The organism is Kitasatospora sp. NPDC087271, from assembly GCF_044744605.1.
Taxonomy (GTDB): Bacteria; Actinomycetota; Actinomycetes; order Streptomycetales; family Streptomycetaceae; genus Kitasatospora.
On the sequence record NZ_JBIUYQ010000028.1, the window covers coordinates 1 to 16637 of the forward strand.

Annotated in this window: 13 protein-coding genes and 1 pseudogene; 7 read left to right on the plus strand and 7 right to left on the minus strand. The window is 71.4% G+C overall.

What is annotated here, in order from left to right; all coding sequences use genetic code 11:
* The 4 genes and pseudogenes from ACIO9K_RS32235 to ACIO9K_RS32250 form a co-directional block, all read right to left on the minus strand.
* A pseudogene (locus ACIO9K_RS32235) lies at positions 1-595 on the minus strand (hypothetical protein); the annotation flags it as partial.
* A 185-nt stretch (positions 596-780) separates the two neighbouring features.
* The gene (locus tag ACIO9K_RS32240; protein ID WP_063347446.1) at positions 781-1455 is read right to left on the minus strand and encodes a response regulator transcription factor; all 675 of its coding nucleotides are present in this window, start codon (positions 1453-1455) and stop codon (positions 781-783) included.
* Complete coding sequence (locus tag ACIO9K_RS32245) at positions 1452-2756, minus strand: sensor histidine kinase (RefSeq protein ID WP_363580684.1); 1305 nt, start codon at positions 2754-2756, stop codon at positions 1452-1454. The genes ACIO9K_RS32240 and ACIO9K_RS32245 overlap by 4 nt, the downstream gene beginning before the upstream one ends.
* 171 nt (positions 2757-2927) lie before the next feature.
* Positions 2928-3617 (minus strand): TetR family transcriptional regulator, encoded by a 690-nt coding sequence (locus ACIO9K_RS32250; RefSeq protein ID WP_363620373.1) that lies wholly within the window; start codon positions 3615-3617, stop codon positions 2928-2930.
* Positions 3618-3832: 215 nt separating this feature from the next.
* Between ACIO9K_RS32250 and ACIO9K_RS32255 the strand changes: the two genes are divergently transcribed.
* A complete protein-coding gene (locus ACIO9K_RS32255) occupies positions 3833-5437 on the plus strand; it encodes an MFS transporter (RefSeq protein ID WP_363580688.1) in 1605 nt (534 codons plus the stop codon).
* Between the two features lie 183 nt (positions 5438-5620).
* Here the strand turns inward: ACIO9K_RS32255 and aceE are convergent, their stop codons facing one another.
* Positions 5621-8371, minus strand: a complete 2751-nt coding sequence (aceE, locus tag ACIO9K_RS32260) for a pyruvate dehydrogenase (acetyl-transferring), homodimeric type (protein WP_363620375.1) — start codon at positions 8369-8371, stop codon at positions 5621-5623.
* 517 nt (positions 8372-8888) lie between these two features.
* Here aceE and ACIO9K_RS32265 point away from each other — a divergent pair.
* From ACIO9K_RS32265 to ACIO9K_RS32285, 5 genes are all read left to right on the plus strand, one after another.
* Positions 8889-9329, plus strand: coding sequence for a DUF3052 domain-containing protein (locus ACIO9K_RS32265; RefSeq protein ID WP_363580692.1), 441 nt, complete (start codon positions 8889-8891; stop codon positions 9327-9329).
* Between the two features lie 289 nt (positions 9330-9618).
* Positions 9619-10077 (plus strand): peroxiredoxin, encoded by a 459-nt coding sequence (locus ACIO9K_RS32270; RefSeq protein ID WP_363580694.1) that lies wholly within the window; start codon positions 9619-9621, stop codon positions 10075-10077.
* Between the two features lie 208 nt (positions 10078-10285).
* Positions 10286-10861 carry a TerD family protein gene (locus tag ACIO9K_RS32275; RefSeq protein WP_363620377.1) on the plus strand — a complete coding sequence of 192 codons (576 nt, stop codon included), beginning with the start codon at positions 10286-10288 and terminating at the stop codon, positions 10859-10861.
* Between the two features lie 242 nt (positions 10862-11103).
* Entirely contained in the window at positions 11104-11682 is a 579-nt protein-coding gene (locus ACIO9K_RS32280) for a TerD family protein (protein WP_363580697.1), read from the plus strand.
* Between the two features lie 157 nt (positions 11683-11839).
* Entirely contained in the window at positions 11840-12943 is a 1104-nt protein-coding gene (locus ACIO9K_RS32285; RefSeq protein WP_363620379.1) for a DUF475 domain-containing protein, read from the plus strand.
* Between the two features lie 70 nt (positions 12944-13013).
* On the opposite strand, the gene ACIO9K_RS32290 is transcribed toward ACIO9K_RS32285, so the two are convergent.
* On the minus strand, positions 13014-14180 hold the full coding sequence (locus ACIO9K_RS32290; protein WP_400335134.1) for a DUF2637 domain-containing protein: 1167 nt from the start codon (positions 14178-14180) through the stop codon (positions 13014-13016).
* Positions 14181-14553: 373 nt separating this feature from the next.
* Between ACIO9K_RS32290 and ACIO9K_RS32295 the strand changes: the two genes are divergently transcribed.
* The gene (locus ACIO9K_RS32295) at positions 14554-15300 is read left to right on the plus strand and encodes a Tellurium resistance (RefSeq protein ID WP_350878113.1); all 747 of its coding nucleotides are present in this window, start codon (positions 14554-14556) and stop codon (positions 15298-15300) included.
* 101 nt (positions 15301-15401) lie between these two features.
* Here ACIO9K_RS32295 and ACIO9K_RS32300 read toward each other — a convergent pair whose 3' ends face one another.
* Positions 15402-16568 (minus strand): TerD family protein, encoded by a 1167-nt coding sequence (locus tag ACIO9K_RS32300; RefSeq protein WP_363620383.1) that lies wholly within the window; start codon positions 16566-16568, stop codon positions 15402-15404.
* Positions 16569-16637 lie beyond the last annotated feature (69 nt).

Consider the following 16637-nt stretch of genomic DNA (forward strand, 5'->3'; position numbering starts at 1 on the left):
GGCGGGGGGGGGTCCCGTACGCCCGGGGGGAGGGGTCCATGTACCCCAGGTGGTGGTCCGCCCCGGGGCCCGCGCGGGGGGGGGGGGGGGGGGGGGCGTGGCCCCCCACCCCCGCGCCCCCCCCCCCGCGGCCGCGCGGGTCGAAGACGAGGATCCGGCGGTCGCCGTCCAGCAGGGCGCGGTAGCGCTCGGCGCGGGTGCGGGCCTGCTCGTGGTCCTGCGGGGTGAGCGCCGGGTCGGTGGCCCGGGCGAGTTCGCGGCCGAGCTCCGCGGTGAGGGCCAGCGTGTTGGCCCGGTACCGGAGTTGGACCGGGGCGCCGTCCAGGTTGCCGACCACCAGCGGGTGCCGGACGGCCAGCGCGTCCTGCTGGGCGGGCGTCAACTCGGCGAAGAACGCGGCGACTTCGGCCGGGGTGGCGGTGGCCGGGTCGGGCGGGTGGACGCCGAGCGCGGTGTCGGCCACCCAGGCGGCGCTGCCCGGCGGCGGGCCGGTGACGGCCTGTTGGGCATCCGTGGAGAAGCCGCCGAGACCGAGCACCGCGGCCAGCATCACCGTACTGGCCGCGATGGCTCTCTTGACCCGAAACTTCCCCATGTCCGGCCCCTCCCTCGTCCGTTCGACTTCGACGGAAAGGAAGGTAGAAATGCGACGGCCCCGCGGACGTCACACCGCGGGGCCAACTCCCGGGTGCTACCGGGGTACTACTCGGGGTATCGCTCGGGGTACCACGGGGGGTGCCGCCCGGGCGGGGGCGGCCGGGACCACCGGGCCGGCGGGCGTCACTGGCCCGGCGTCACGAGGCCGGACTCGTAGGCGAGGACGACGGCCTGGGCGCGGTCGCGCAGGTCGAGCTTGGCGAGGATGCGCCCGATGTGGGTCTTGACGGTCTGCTCGGCCAGGACCAGCCGGCCGGCTATCTCCTGGTTGGACAGGCCGCGGGCGATCAGCTCCAGCACCTCGGTCTCACGCGGGGTGAGGCCGTTGAGCCGCAGTTTGGGGTCCCGCCGCCGGGCCGGCCGGTTGCGGGCGAAGTCCTCGATCAGCCGGCGGGTCACCGAGGGGGCGAGCAGCGCCTCGCCGGCCGAGACCACCCGGACCGCGGAGATCAGGTCGGCCGGCGGGGCGTCCTTGAGCAGGAAGCCGCTGGCCCCGGCGCGCAGCGCCTCGTACACGTAGTCGTCCACGTCGAAGGTGGTCAGCATCATCACCTTGGGCCGGTGCGCGCCGGGGACGGCGGGGTCGAGCAGTCGGCGGGCGGCCTCCAGACCGTCCATGACGGGCATGCGGACGTCCATCAGCACCAGGTCCGGGTGGGTGCGGCCGCTCACCTCCAGGGCCTGCGCGCCGTCCGCCGCGTCCCCCACCACGTCGATGTCGCTCTGGGCGTTGAGCAGGGCGGCGAAGCCGGCCCGCACCATGGCCTGGTCGTCGACGATGATCACGCGGATGGTCATGCGGGCTTCTCCCGGGGGGTTTCGAGGGGCAGGACGGCGGCGACCTTGTAGCCGCCGTCCGGCATCGGGCCGGTCTCCAGCCTGCCACCGACCAGCCGGGCGCGTTCCCGCATTCCGATCAGTCCCTGTCCGGTGCCCTCCATGGAGGCCTCCAGCGACTCGGTGTGCTGGGGCGGGGGCGTGTTCACCACGGTCAGCAGCAGGGTGGCGCCCTCGTCGACCAGGGATATCCGGGCCCGCGAACCGGGCGCGTGGCGTACCACGTTGGCCAGCGCCTCCTGCACGATCCGGTACGCGGACAGGCCGACGGCCTTCGGCACCGCCTCGGCCAGCCCCGGATCCACCGTCAGCTCGGCCGGGACCCCGGCCCGCCCCACCGTCTCGATCAGCTGAGGCAGCTGCTCGATCCCGGGCTGCGGCACCTTCTCGGCGGCGGACTCCTCGCTGCGCAGCACGCCCAGCAGCCGGCGCATCTCGGTCAGCGACTCGCGGGCGGTGCCGGCGATGGCGGTGAACTCCTCGGTGGCCGCGGCCGGTACGCCGGTGATCCGGTACGGCGCGCTGGCCGCCTGCACGGCGATCACCGACATGTGGTGGGCGACCACGTCGTGCAGTTCCCTCGCGATCCGGGCGCGCTCCTCCAGCAGGGTGCGCCGCTCGCGTTCGGCCTCGCTGATGTGCTCCTGTTCGGCGAGCAACCGGCGGGCCTCGGTGCGGTCCTGGACGGCCCAGCCGAGCAGCAGGGCGGCGCCGCCGAGGGCGACCAGCAGCATGGTGGTGCCGTCGTCGGCGTGCGGGAAGCCGAGCGTGGTGGTGAGGAGGGTGAGCAGGATCGTGGCGATCCAGACCGCGATCAGGGTGGCCCGGCTCTCCCGCAGCGCGAGTGCGATCAGCAGGAAGACGTACGCCAGGACCATCGGCGCCGTCCACGGCCAGGTGCCGCCGAACTGGTGGTGCCGGGCGGTGATGGAGGCCGTGGTGACGAGGGTGGCCGCACTGATCCACCAGGCGGCCAGCGGCCGGGTGATGGCGAGCAGCAGCGGCGCGGTCTGGGCGACGGTGAGCGCACCGGCGATGGGCACGGCGACGCCGTAGAAGTCGACCAGCGCGACGATCCCGGTGGGGATCAGCGAGGCCTGCATGATCAGCGCGACGACGTACGGAAGCCGGCGCAGCCAGGCGCGGGGCGAGTCCCCGAGCAGCGGGGCGTACCCGCCGGTCGGGGTGGTGAGGTGGTGCCGGAGCGAGCGGAGCAGCCGGAGGGCCTGCGCGCGGACTTCGGTCGTGGTGATCGTCTTCATCGCGGGCCAGCCTAAGAGGGTGCCGTCCGCCCGTCGTCGCACTGGGGTCGAACATCGGAGTGCTACCGGAGTAGGGGGTGCTACCCGGGTACTACTGCTCCCGGCACGGTTCCGGGGCCGGGAGTGGTGCCCGCGGTACTACCGCGGGCCGGTACTACCGCGTGGCCGGTACTACTGCGGGCCGGTGCGCCAGTGGCCGGCCAGGGCCGGGCCGAGCTGGTCGAAGTGGCGCTCGATGACGGTGACCATGCCCTCGGGCCCGGCGGGCTCCTGGTCGGGGGTCCAGGACAGGTGGGCGGCGCGCAGCACGCTGCCGAAGACGGCGGCGAGCACTGTGGGGCGCAGGTCCTCGGCCGGGTCGAGGCCCTCGCGCTCGGCGAGCACCCGGACGACCACCCGTTCCTGCTCGGTGACCCGGCGCAGGTGGGTGGCGAGCAGGGTGGGGGTCTCCTCGATCATCCGCATCAGTTCGAGGGCGGTGGTGATCGAGCGGGGGCCGCTGCGGTGTTCGGCGCCGAGTTCGCGCCAGGACTGGACGATCGCGGCGCGCAGGGCCTGGAGCGGGGACTCGTGGGCCGGGCGGCGGCACAGGCACTCGATGAAGTAGTCCTCGGCGTCGGCCATCACGGCGAGCGCGACCTCGTCCTTGTTGGCGAAGTAGCGGAAGAAGGTGCGCTGGGAGACCTCGACGGCGGAGGCGATCTCGTCGACGGTGGTGCGGGCGAAGCCCTGGCCGAGGAAGAGCACGTGGGCGGCTTGGACGAGGGCGTCCCTGGTCTGCTGCTTCTTGCGCTCGCGCAGCCCTGGCAGCCGTTCGGGGGTGCCCGGGGCGGCGGTGGGGGTGGGGGTGCGAGCGGCCATGGCGGGGCCTTCCGAGCGCGTGCGGGCGGGGTGAGGAGCACAACCTTAGCGCTCTGACAAATGTCAGCCAGAGTCAGAAGTCAGTGTTTGCCGAATGTCAGTGGCTGACATAATCTGCCGGAAGTGGCGCTCGCCGACCGGGCACTCGTGGGGACGGGTGGGTCGCGGCGCCACGCCCACGTTCCGTTCTCTGCCACGCCCCCGGAGGGCCCCAGATGAGCCAGTCCGTCGTCAAGAACGCCAAGGCGGACGTCCCGCCGCAGCGCACGCCACCGGGCGGGGGAGGGCTCAAGGGGCACCCCTGGCTGACCCTGCTGACCGTCGCGGTCGGCGTGATGATGGTCGCCCTGGACGGCACGATCGTCGCCATCGCCAACCCCGTCATCCAGGCGGACCTGAAGGCCGCGCCCTCCGAGATCCAGTGGGTGACCAGCGGCTACCTGCTGGCCCTGGCGGTCTTCCTGATCACGGCCGGCAAGATCGGTGACCGGTTCGGCCACAAGAACACCTTCCTGGTCGGCGCCGTCGGCTTCGCCGCCACCTCGGCCGCGATCGGCTTCGCCGGCAACATCCAGACCGTGATCGCCTTCCGGGTGCTCCAGGGCCTGTTCGGCGCGCTGCTCCAGCCGGCCGCGCTCGGCCTGCTGCGCGGCGCCTTCCCGGCCGAGAAGCTCAACATGGCGATCGGCATCTGGGGCGGTGTGATCGGCGCCTCGACCGCGGCCGGCCCGATCGTCGGCGGCCTGCTGGTCGAGCACGTCAACTGGGAGTCGGTCTTCTTCATCAACATCCCGGTCGGCCTGATCGCGCTCGGCCTCGGCCTGTGGATCCTCAAGGACGTGCGGGCCGAGAAGGCCGCCAAGTCCTTCGACCTGCCCGGCATCGCGCTGCTCTCGGTGGCGATGTTCGCGCTGGTCTTCGGCATCATCAAGGCCCCCGAGTGGGGCTGGGGCGACGCCCGCACGCTGCTGTTCCTGGGCGGCGCGGTGGTCCTGATGGTGCTCTTCGCGTTCTGGCAGGCCCGGGCGAAGGAGCCGCTGATCCCGCTCAGCCTGTTCCGTTCGGTGCCGCTGTCGGCGGGCACCCTGCTGATGGTGCTGATGGCCTTCGCGTTCTTCGGCGCGATCTTCTTCGTGACCTTCTACCTGCAGAACGTGCACGGGATGTCGCCGGTGTCGGCCGGTGTCCACCTGCTGCCGATGACCGGCATGATGATCATCGGTTCGCCGGTGGCGGGCATCGCGATCGGCAAGCTCGGCCCGCGGATCCCGATCGTGGCCGGCATGCTGATCACCACCACCGCGATGTTCGGCATGTCCACCCTGGACGCGGGCTCCGGCACCGGCGTGATGTCGCTCTGGTTCGTCCTGATGGGCCTCGGCATCAGCCCGGTCATGGTCGGCGCCACCGAGGTGATCGTCGGCAACGCCCCGCTGGAGCTGTCCGGTGTGGCCGGCGGCCTCCAGCAGGCCGCGATGCAGGTCGGCGGCAGCCTCGGCACCGCGGTGCTCGGCGCGCTGATGGCCGCCAAGGTCACCGACGTGCTGCCGGGCAACTGGGCCCGGGCTGGCCTGCCGCCGGTCCAGGGCGCCGAGGCCGAGGGCCTCAAGCAGGCCGCGCAGCTCGGCATCGCCCCGCCGGCCCCGGCCGGCACCCCGCAGCAGGCGGTGGACGCGATGGCCGGCGCCGTGCACGACTCCTTCGTCAGCGGCATGTCGCTCGCCTTCGCGGTCGCCGCCGTGGTGGCCTTCGGCGCCGCCGTGCTCGGCCTGCTCACCCGCCGGGGCACCGTCGACGCGGGCCCGGCCGTCCACATCTGATCCCGCGCGGCCGACGGCCGACGACCAGCGGCCCCGGACTCGACGGAGTCCGGGGCCGCTGCGTGCCGTCATCCGCCGCCGCGGGCCGGTGGGACCAGCGGGACCCGCTCGGGTGCACCCGGGAACGCCGAAGGGCCGGACCTCCGTGCTTGGAGGCCCGGCCCTTCAGGGTCTAGCGGGTGATCAGGCGTCGCCGCCGGCGGCGCCCGGGTCGGCCGCGGCCACGTCGAGCAGCTGGTAGCGGTCGATCGCGTCCTTCAGCGCACTGCGGTCGATCTTGCCCTGCTTGGCGAGCTCGGTGAGCACCCCCAGGACGACCGACTGCGCGTCGATGTGGAAGAAGCGACGCGCCGCACCGCGGGTGTCGGCGAAGCCGAACCCGTCGGCACCCAGCGACTGGTACTGACCGGGCACCCAGCGGGAGATCTGGTCCGGCACCGCGCGCATCCAGTCGGACACGGCGACGACCGGGCCCTCGGCACCCTGGAGCTTCTGGGTGACGTACGGCACACGCTGCTGCTCCTCGGGGTGCAGCAGGTTGAACTCCTCGGCCTCCACCGCGTCGCGGCGCAGCTCGTTCCAGGAGGTCGCGGACCAGACGTCGGCCTTGACGTTCCACTCCTCGGCGAGGATGCGCTGGGCCTCCAGGGCCCACGGCACGGCCACGCCGGAGGCGAGGATCTGGGCCGGGATCTGGCCGGCGGTGCCCGGCGCGTACTTGTGCAGACCCTTGAGGATGCCCTCGACGTCCACGTTCTCGGGCTCGGCCGGCATCTTGATCGGCTCGTTGTAGACGGTCATGTAGTAGAACACGTCCTCGCCGTGCGGGTGCTCGGCACTGGTGCCGTACATCCGCCGCAGACCGTCCTGGACGATGTGCGCGATCTCGAAGCCGTACGCCGGGTCGTACGCGACGACGCCGGGGTTGGTCGAGGCCAGCAGCTGCGAGTGGCCGTCGGCGTGCTGGAGGCCCTCGCCGGTCAGCGTGGTGCGGCCGGCGGTGGCGCCGATCACGAAGCCGCGGGCCAGCTGGTCGGCCATCTGCCAGAACTGGTCGCCGGTGCGCTGGAACCCGAACATCGAGTAGAAGACGTACACCGGGATCAGCGGCTCGCCGTGGGTGGCGTAGGAGGAGCCGGCGGCGATCAGCGAGGCGGTGCAGCCGGCCTCGGAGATGCCGTCGTGCAGCATCTGGCCGGTCGGCGACTCCTTGTAGGCCAGCAGCAGGTCGCGGTCGACCGACTCGTAGGTCTGGCCGAGCGGGTTGTAGATCTTCGCCGACGGGAAGAGCGAGTCCATGCCGAAGGTGCGGTACTCGTCGGGCGCGATCGGCACGAAGCGGTTGCCGATGCCCTTGTCCCGCATGAGGTCCTTGAGCACCCGGACGAACGCCATGGTGGTGGCGATGGTCTGGTTGCCGGAGCCCTTCTTGACCGCCTTGTACGCGTCGTCGCCGGGCAGTTCCAGCTGACGCGGGCGCACCTTGCGGGTCGGCACGTAGCCGCCCAGCTCGCTGCGGCGGTCGTGCATGTACTGGATCTCTTCCGAGTCGCGGCCCGGGTGGTAGTAGGGCGGGTAGCCCTCGTCCAGCTGCTTGTCGGTGATCGGCAGGTGCAGCCGGTCGCGGAAGCGCTTCAGGTCCTCGACCGTCAGCTTCTTCATCTGGTGGGTGGCGTTGCGGCCCTCGAAGTTGGGGCCGAGCGTCCAGCCCTTGACCGTCTGGGCGAGGATGACCGTCGGCTGGCCCTTGTGCTCGCGGGCCGCCTTGAACGCCGCGTAGATCTTCTTGTGGTCGTGGCCGCCGCGACCCAGGTGCTGGACCTGCTGGTCGGTCATGCTCTCGACCATCTTGCGCAGGCGCAGGTCGCTGCCGAAGAAGTGCTCGCGGATGTACTGACCGGTCTCGGTGGCGTAGGTCTGGAACTGGCCGTCCACCGTGGTGTTCAGCTTGTTGACCAGGACGCCGTCGCGGTCCTGCGCGAGCAGCGGGTCCCAGCTGCGGTCCCAGACCAGCTTGATCACGTTCCAGCCGGCGCCCCGGAACTGGGACTCCAGCTCCTGGATGATCTTGCCGTTGCCGCGGACCGGGCCGTCCAGGCGCTGCAGGTTGCAGTTGACCACGAAGGTCAGGTTGTCGAGGCCCTCGCGCGAGGCCAGCGACAGCTGGCCCAGCGACTCCGGCTCGTCCATCTCGCCGTCGCCGAGGAAGGCGTAGACGTGCGAGTCGGAGGTGTCCTTGATCCCGCGGTGCTCCAGGTAGCGGTTCATCCGGGCCTGGTAGATCGCGCCGAGCGGGCCGAGGCCCATGGACACGGTCGGGAACTCCCAGAAGTCCGGCATCAGCCGCGGGTGCGGGTAGCTGGAGAGGCCGTACGGGGCCTTCGACTTCTCCTGGCGGAACGCGTCGAGCTGCTGCTCGGACAGTCGGTCCAGCAGGAACGCGCGGGCGTAGATGCCGGGGGAGGCGTGGCCCTGGAAGAAGATCTGGTCGCCGGACTCGCCCTCGGCGTCCTTGCCGCGGAAGAAGTAGTTGAAGCCGACGTCGTACAGCGACGCGGAGGAGGCGAAGGTGGCGATGTGCCCGCCCACGCCGATGCCCGGGCGCTGTGCCCGGGAGACCATCACGGCCGCGTTCCAGCGGGTCGCGTTGAGGATCTTTCGCTCGATCTCCTCGTTGCCGGGGAAGAACGGCTCGTCCTTGGTCGCGATGGTGTTGACGTAGTCCGTGCTGCGCATCTCGGGCACGGCGACACGCTTCTCGCGGGCGCGCTCGATCAGGCGGAGCATCAGGTAGCGGGCGCGCTCGCGCCCCCGCTCGTCGATGGCCGCGTCAAGCGACTCCAGCCATTCCGCGGTCTCCTCGGGATCGAAGTCCGGGACCTGACTCGGAAGGCCGCCAATGATGATCGGGTTGCGATCGGATCCGGAAGCCACGCTGTTCCTTCACTGTCGGTCGAAACTGAGGTGTGTCGCGCCGCCTCCATCGTGCTACCGCGCTCGGAGATCCGTCATCTCTACCGATCGGTAACCGTTCCGCCTGGTGGGCGGGACGGTCTGGCGGTGCGCGGTCCGGGCGACTTCGCCCGCCCCGCACACCCCCGGGTGCTACGTACAGAGGTGGTCCGACCTGGTGTCCCGTCCGCCCGATGGCGGGCGGCCGGGGTGAGGGCCAACAGGAGACTCTACGCCCGCGCACGCGCGGACCCGAATGCCGTTCGTATCTCGGGCATCCGTACGCCCTGTGGGCCGGGACCACCCGAAGCATCCTTGTCTCATGCAGAGAAGGGCAAATCGGTGTGATTCCCGACACATCGAACGGCGTGTCCCCGCTGTGGCACGTCAACCTTTGGGGGGGATCGGGGGGCGGGTACTTGCGCGAACCGCCGCGCCCGTGTGGACTACGGCCACAGCCTCGGCATGGACGCCGGGCCGAATACTGGAGGTTATTCCCGTGAGCGCGACCGCGGACCCCGCGGACAAGTCCAACCCGGCGACCCGTCTCGGCTTCGAAGAGGGCCAGATCATCCAGGAGCTGGGGTACGACGACGACACTGACCAGGATCTCCGCGAAGGCATCGAGGAGCTCACCGGGACGGATCTCGTCGACGAGGACTACGACGACGTCGCCGACGCCGTCCTGCTGTGGCACCGCGACGACGACGGGGACCTCACCGACTCCCTCGTCGACGCCCTGGAGTACCTGGCCGAAGGCGGTCTGATCTGGCTGCTGACGCCCAAGACCGGGCGCGACGGCCACATCGAGGCGTCCGACATCGCGGACGCGGCCCGCACCGCCGGTCTCTCCCAGACCAGCTCGATCGCGGTCGCCAAGGACTGGGCGGCCACCCGGCTCGCCACCAAGTCCACGGCCAAGCCGGCCGGCAAGCGCTGAGCGGGCTCTGAGGCCCCGCACCGGGCCCCGCCGGAGGATCCCTCCGGCGGGGCCCGATCGTTTTCCGGGTCCGGCACCGGGGGTGGCGTCGCCCTCGTCGTCACGGAGCGTGGTCGCCCGGGGTCGCGTCCGCCCCGGGGCCGGCCCGGAAACGCGTTCGCCCAGGGCGAAAGCGGTGGAGCGCGCGGGTGCCGCCCTCATCCATTCGGCGGAACGTGCCCGAACGGATGCGAGGATGGCGCTGGCCGCGCCGCCCGCGCGGCGCGGTCGCGTCAGAAAGGTCACGTTCATGGCCATCGAGGTCGGTACCGAGGCTCCGGACTTCGAGCTCAACAACCAGCACGGCGAAGCGGTCCGCCTCTCCGACTTCCGGGGCGAGCGGAACGTCGTCCTGGTCTTCTACCCGTTCTCCTTCACCGGCGTCTGCACCGGCGAGCTCGGTGCCATCCAGCGGGAGCTGGCGCAGCTGCAGAACGACCGGGTCCAGGTGCTCGGCGTCTCCTGCGACTCGCAGTTCACCCAGCGCGTCTTCGCCGAGCGGGAGGGCCTGGAGTTCCCGCTGCTGGCCGACTTCTGGCCGCACGGCGAGGTCGCCCGCGCCTACGGCGTCCTCGACGAGCGGAAGGGTTGCCCCGTGCGCGGCACCTTCGTGATCGACACGGCGGGCACGGTGCGCTGGAGCGTCGTCAACGACCTCCCGGACGCCCGGGACGAGCAGGAGTACCTGAAGGCCCTCGGCGCCCTCTGAGGCCCCGCGTGGAGGCCCGTGGCGGTGGCCGTGGGCCCGCCCCCGCGAACTTCGAACGGCCGCGCCGGGCCCGTTCGCACGTCCGGACGGGAACCGCGCACTACGCTCGGTCCGTTGGCCGGGTGGGGCACGCGAGCCGCTCGCCGGCCGGCGCCTCGAACCGCACCACGGGGGCACCAGGGCGTGCCTCCCGATTCTTGGAGGACAAGTGGGTGTCAGCCTGAGCAAGGGCGGCAATGTCTCGCTCACCAAGGAGGCCCCGGGGCTTTCGGCCGTGGTCGTCGGCCTGGGCTGGGACGTCCGGACCACCACCGGGACGGACTTCGACCTGGACGCCAGCGCGCTGCTCTGCAACGAGCAGGGCAAGGTCGCCTCGGACGGGAACTTCGTCTTCTTCAACAACCTGAAGAGCGCGGACGGCTCCGTCGAGCACACCGGTGACAACCGCACCGGCGAGGGCGAGGGCGACGACGAGGCGATCAAGGTCAACCTGGCCGGCGTCCCGGCGGACGTGCAGAAGATCGTCTTCCCGGTCTCGATCTACGACGCCGAGAGCCGCGGGCAGAACTTCGGCCAGGTCCGCAACGCGTTCATCCGCGTGGTGAACCAGGCCGACAACACGGAGCTGGCCCGCTACGACCTCTCCGAGGACGCCTCCACCGAGACCGCGATGGTCTTCGGCGAGCTGTACCGCAACGGCGCGGAGTGGAAGTTCCGGGCCATCGGCCAGGGCTACGCCTCCGGCCTGCGCGGCATCGCCCAGGACTTCGGCGTCAACGTCTGACCGGACGACACCGGACGACACGGGGCGGCGGCGGACGACGGCCGGTCGCCCGGCGCGGGAGCCTTCTACGGGGCGGCCCCGGACCTCCAGAGGTCCGGGGCCGCCCCGGCTTCGTGTCGGCTCCGTGCGCTGCGAGGATGTGAGTTCAGGAAGTTCAGCCGGCCAAACGGGGCCGGCCCGGGCCGTGGGGGACTACACCTTGTAGGCGCGCCCCGGGAGAAGGCAAGGGAGGAAGAACAGTCATGGTGGTCACGCTCGCCAAGGGCGGGAACGTCTCGCTCACCAAGGCCGCGCCGAACCTGACGCAGGTCCAGATCGGCCTCGGCTGGTCCGCCCGTTCGACCACGGGCGCACCGTTCGACCTCGATGCGAGCGCCCTGATCTGTGGTGGCGGCCGGGTGCTCGGTGACGAGTACTTCGTCTTCTACAACAACCTCAAGAGCCCCGAGGGCTCGGTCGAGCACACCGGTGACAACCTCACCGGCGGCGAGGACGACGGCGACGACGAGGTGGTCCTGGTCAACCTGGAGCTGGTTCCGGCACAGGCGGACAAGGTGGTGTTCGCGGTGTCGATCTACGACGCCGAGGCGCGGCTGCAGAACTTCGGGCAGGTCCGCAACGCCTACATCCGGGTCGCCAACTCCCTCGACGGCGAGGAGATCGCCCGTTACGACCTGTCCGAGGACGCGTCCAGCGAGACCGCGATGATCTTCGGCGAGCTGTACCGCTACGCGGGCGAGTGGAAGTTCCGCGCGGTGGGCCAGGGCTACGCCTCCGGCCTGCGCGGCATCGCCCTCGATTTCGGCGTAAACGTACAGTAAGGGCGAAAAGGCGAAAATCAGAACAATCGCACCCAACCTACGATCATGAGAACAGAAGGCAGTGCGGGGGTGACCTGACCGGGCCCGGCCCGGTCAGGGCGTCTCGGGACGAGGCCGCCCCCGGCACGGCCCGAAACCCGAAAGGTAACCAAGTCCCGTGTTCCTCCGCACTTTCGGCTGGTCGTTCGCGATCACCGTCCTAGGCCTGATCGCGGCCGGACTGCTCTGGGGGGCCCAAGGATTCGGCATCGTGCTGATCCTCTCCATCCTGGAGATCTCCCTGTCGTTCGACAACGCGGTGGTCAACGCCACGGTGTTGAAGCGGATGAACCCGTACTGGCAGAAGATCTTCCTGACCGTCGGCGTGCTCATCGCCGTCTTCGGCATGCGGCTGGTCTTCCCGCTGCTGGTGGTCGGCCTCACCGCGAAGCTCAACCCCGCGACGGTCATCGACCTCGCGCTGCACTCCGACAAGACGCACGCCGGCCTGACCTACGGTCAGTACCTGGAGGCGGCCAACCCCGCCATCGCGGCCTTCGGCGGCGTCTTCCTGCTCATGATCTTCCTCGACTTCGTGTTCGACGACGAGAAGGAGCACAACTGGCTGGGCTGGATCGAGCGCCCGCTGGAGAAGGTCGGCAAGCTGGACGCCTTCTCCAGCGTCGTCGCGCTGGTCGTGCTGGTGCTGGCCTCCAACTTCTTCGCCGGGGAGCACGCTGAAACCGTTCTGCTCGCCGGTGTCCTCGGCCTGATCACCTATCTCGTGGTCGGCGGCCTCTCCTCGATCTTCGAATCGGGTCTGGAGGAGGACGCCGAGCGCGAGGAGGAGGCCGAGAAGTCCGGCAAGTCGATCCTCCAGGTCGGCGGCAAGGCCGCGTTCTTCCTCTTCCTCTACCTGGAGGTCCTGGACGCCTCGTTCTCCTTCGACGGCGTGGTCGGCGCGTTCGCCATCTCCAGCGACATCTTCCAGATCACCCTGGGCCTGGGCATCGGCGCGATGTACATCCGCTCGCTGACCGTCTTCCTGGTCCGCAAGGGCACCCTGGACGACTACGTCTACCTGGAGCACGGCGCGCACTACGCGATCGGTGCGCTCTCGGTGATCCTGCTGGTCGGGATCAAGTACCACATCCCGGAGATCGTCACCGGCCTGATCGGCGTCGCCTTCATCGGGCTGGCGCTCGGCTCGTCGATCCTGCGCAACCGGCGCGAGGCCGCGCGGGACGAACCGGAACTGGTGAGTACGGGTACCGGCGAATAGCCCGCCGGGTACGCGAAACGGCCGCCTCCGGGAATCCGGGGGCGGCCGTTTCACGTCGCGGTGCGCCCGCTCAGCCGAGCTGCTGCTCGATCGCGCGCAGCTTGCGCTCCAGCGAGTCCAGCTTGGGCATCGACAGGGTGTCGTCGTCGGCCGTCAGGTCGATGGTCGAGCTGCGGTAGGACGAGCCCGAGGCCGATCCGGCGGACGAGGACGAGGAGTAGGACGACGACGAGTAGGGCGAGGAGGACGCCGAGGAGGACGGCGCGTACGACGAGCCGACGGCGGCACGCGGGCGGCGGCCGGCGTCCAGCGCGGCCGGCTCCAGCGGGCCCGAGGCGGCCTGGTGCGAGGAGGCGGTGTCCGACTCGGCGGCTAGGGCAGGCTCCGTAGCGGTCTGGCCGTCGCCGGCAGCCGTGAGCGCGGGCACCTGGCGGCCGCCGCGGGCCCGGGCGAGCATGCCGCCCTGGCGGGAGATGGCCTTCAGCTCGGCCCGCTCGCGGCGGTCGGCCGTGCGGGCCCGCACCTTGGCGTCCAGCTTGGCCTGGCGCTCCTCGCGCACCTCCTCGACCGCCTCGTCCAGGCTGCGGACGTTCTCCAGCAGCATCAGCGACCAGGCCGCGTAGGTCTCGCGCGGGGCGCGCAGCCAGCGGACGATCCGGATCTGCGGCAGCGGGCGCGGCACGAGCCCCTGCTCGCGCAGCGCGGCCTTGCGGGTCTGCTTCAGCGCGCGGTCGAACAGGATCGCCGCCGAGATCGACATGCCGGAGAAGAACTGCGGGGCGCCGTCGTGCGACACGCCGCGCGGCGCGTGCACCCAGTTGAACCAGGCCGAGGCGATCGCGAACACCCAGACCAGCAGGCGGGAGCCGAGCGCGGCGTCACCGTGGCTGGCCTCGCGGACGGCGAGCACCGAGCAGAACATCGCGGCGCCGTCGAGGCCGAACGGGACGAGGTACTCCCAGCCGCCGGACAGCCCCAGGTTCTCCTTGCCGAAGCCCACCAGGCCGTGGAAGGACAGCGCGGCGGCGACACCGGCGCAGCAGAACAGCAGCGTGTAGGAGGAGATGCCGTAGATCATCTCCTTGCGCCGCCGACGCTCCTCGCTGCGCTCCCAGGAGTCGCCGGCCTCTTCCTTCTTCGTGTTCTTGAAACGCAGCGTCGCCAGCAGGACGGCGACGAACAGCAGGGCTGCGCCGCCGACGACGGTCCAGACCAGCTGTATGGAGGTCAGGTTCATTGCGGGTCGGGCCTCGGGTTTCCGCAGGGGACGGGTTCACAGAGCGACACAGGCGGTCAGCTCCCGGTACTCGGGTCGCGCCTGACGGTTCGTTCGTCGCCGCACGGCGTACCCGCCGCACCCGCGCAGGGGCGGACGGGACACCTGTGCGGCTAGACGATATCGCGTCCGAAGGGGCGGCATGTTACGGGAGGGGGGCTTCCTCCCGCCAATCGACCCGCCGGCCGCTCCACTCGTCGACCCGGCGGTGAGCGCCGGGGGGCCCGACGGGGTAGGGGAGGGGAAGGTTTGGGTATCCGAGGGCCGGGCTGATGCCCGATCATGGAGCGGCGGACCGTCAGATCGCCTGACGGGAGCAGGGGGAGAGGGCGGGATGGTCTCGATCTGGGAGTACCTGCGCGGGGAGCGGAACTACACCTTCGACAACCCGGGCGGTCAGCACAAGGTCATACTCACCAAGTCGACCCCGCAGCACGCGATCACCGGGTCCGCGGCCACCACCGGCTACCTCTACGTCAACCTGCACTGGACCACCCGCTCCGGGGCCGTCCGGCCGAGTGCCCGGGAACGCGCCAAGCGCCTCTTCAGCCCCCGCATCCTGCGCCCGCTGGAGCCGGACTCGGTGCAGAACGAGCAGGTCAACGTCGACCTCGACCTGGCGTGCATGTACGAACTGTCCGACGGGAGCAGCGGCGTGGTGCAGCCGCTCGGCGGCTACTTCGGCGACCTCCGGCAACCGCCGTACATCAAGCTCAGCGGCGACGACCAGTACGGGGCGCCGTCCGGCGAGACGATGTACGTCAACCTGGAGAAGAAGGACAAGTTCAAACGGCTGCTGATCTTCGTCTACATCTACGACGGCACGCCGGCCTTCGAGCAGTCCCACGCGGTGGTGACGATCGTGCCGCAGACCGGGCCGCGGATCGAGATCAAGCTGGACGAACGGGCCCGGGCGGCGCGCTCGTGCGCGGTGGTGCTGATCGAGAACGCGGGGGACAACCAGCTGACGGTGCGCCGTGAGGTGCGGTACGTCAACGGGTTCCAGGCGGACATCGACCGGCTGTACGGGTTCGGGATGCAGTGGCAGCGCGGGTACAAGAGCCAGGGCGGTTCCGACTAGGCCCTGCCCGGCCTCGGCCCTGCCCGGCCTCGGCCCCGCCCGGCCTCGGCCCCGCCCGGTCTGGTCGGAGCCGGGCGGCGGTGGTGCCCTGAGCAGGCCGGTCAGCGGGGCTGGAACTGCGGGCCCTGCGGCGGCAGGGCGAACTCCTCGCCGGTGGGCGGCTGGGCCTGGGCCTGGGCAGGTGGTTGCGCGGGGGCCTGGGCCGGCGGCTGCTGGCCGGTGCCGGCGTGCGGGTAGCCGTAGCTGCCGGGGTGCTGCTGCGGGGCGGGCTGCTGCTGGTGCGGGTAGCCGTAACCGGTGCCCTGCTGCTGCGGGTACGGCTGGGGGGTGGGTTGCGGGTACCCGTAGCCGGTACCGGGCTGCTGCTGCGGATAGCCGTAGCCGGTGCCGGGCGGCTGCTGGGGCTGTGGCTGCTGCGGGTAGCCGTACCCGGTGCCGGGCTGGTGGGCCGGGGGCGCGGTCGGAGCCGGCGGCGCGGCCGGGGGAACGGTGGGCGGGGCGGTCGGCGGGGGCGGCACCGGGCCCGGGGCGGCCGCGGCGGGCTGCTGGGGCCGGCCCTGGGGGGTGGCCGACGGCTGCGGGACGGCCGGGGCCAGGGTGAAGGTGCCGGGCTCGGGCGGGGCGGTCGGGCGCGGGGCGGGCAGCGGGGTGCTGCGCGGGTCGACGGCGGCGGTGGGGGTGGCCGTCGAGGCCGCCGCCGGGGCCGCGTCGGCCTCCGCCTCGTCGTCGACGGTGATGCCGAAGTCGGTGGCCAGGCCGATCAGGCCGGAGGTGTAGCCCTGGCCGATCGCCCGGAACTTCCAGGCGCCGGAGCGCCGGTACAGCTCGCCCGCGACCAGGGCGGTGACGTTCTCGCCGTCGGAGATCGCGAACTCGGCGAGTGCGGGGGTGCCGTCCCCGGCCGTGGCGTCGAAGAGCAGCAGGCGCAGCCCGGGCACCGTGCGGAAGGAGCCGCCCTCGGAGGAGCCGGCCAGCACCACCCGGTCGACGTCGGCGGGCAGCTTGGCGAGTTCGACCTCGATCGTGTCGATGATCTCGGCGCCGCCGGAGGTCTGCTGCTTGGGCAGGTGGCGCACCAGGCCGGAGGGGTGTCGCGGCTGGTTGTAGAAGACGAAGTCGGCATCCGAACGGACCTTGCCGGTGGCGCCGAGCAGCAGCGCGGACGCGTCCACGTCCGGCGCACCGGGCGTGGCGCTCCAGCGCAGCACGGCGCGGACCGCCGCAGCCGGCAGTGCGATGTTGGCGCCCTTGGCCATCACGTGCGTCATAGCCGACCATCCTGCCCGTTCGCCACCCCTTCGGACAACGTGACCGGGACCGTCGGAACCGGGTCGAAC

What these genes read in the sequence shown, in the direction of transcription:
- ACIO9K_RS32240 (WP_063347446.1), bottom strand. Translation starts at nt 1,455, where the DNA reads ATGACCATCCGCGTGATCATCGTCGACGACCAGGCCATGGTGCGGGCC.
- ACIO9K_RS32245 (WP_363580684.1), bottom strand. Translation starts at nt 2,756, where the DNA reads ATGAAGACGATCACCACGACCGAAGTCCGCGCGCAGGCCCTCCGGCTG.
- ACIO9K_RS32250 (WP_363620373.1), bottom strand. Translation starts at nt 3,617, where the DNA reads ATGGCCGCTCGCACCCCCACCCCCACCGCCGCCCCGGGCACCCCCGAA.
- ACIO9K_RS32255 (WP_363580688.1), top strand. Translation starts at nt 3,833, where the DNA reads ATGAGCCAGTCCGTCGTCAAGAACGCCAAGGCGGACGTCCCGCCGCAG.
- ACIO9K_RS32270 (WP_363580694.1), top strand. Translation starts at nt 9,619, where the DNA reads ATGGCCATCGAGGTCGGTACCGAGGCTCCGGACTTCGAGCTCAACAAC.
- ACIO9K_RS32280 (WP_363580697.1), top strand. Translation starts at nt 11,104, where the DNA reads ATGGTGGTCACGCTCGCCAAGGGCGGGAACGTCTCGCTCACCAAGGCC.
- ACIO9K_RS32290 (WP_400335134.1), bottom strand. Translation starts at nt 14,180, where the DNA reads ATGAACCTGACCTCCATACAGCTGGTCTGGACCGTCGTCGGCGGCGCA.
- ACIO9K_RS32295 (WP_350878113.1), top strand. Translation starts at nt 14,554, where the DNA reads ATGGTCTCGATCTGGGAGTACCTGCGCGGGGAGCGGAACTACACCTTC.
- ACIO9K_RS32300 (WP_363620383.1), bottom strand. Translation starts at nt 16,568, where the DNA reads ATGACGCACGTGATGGCCAAGGGCGCCAACATCGCACTGCCGGCTGCG.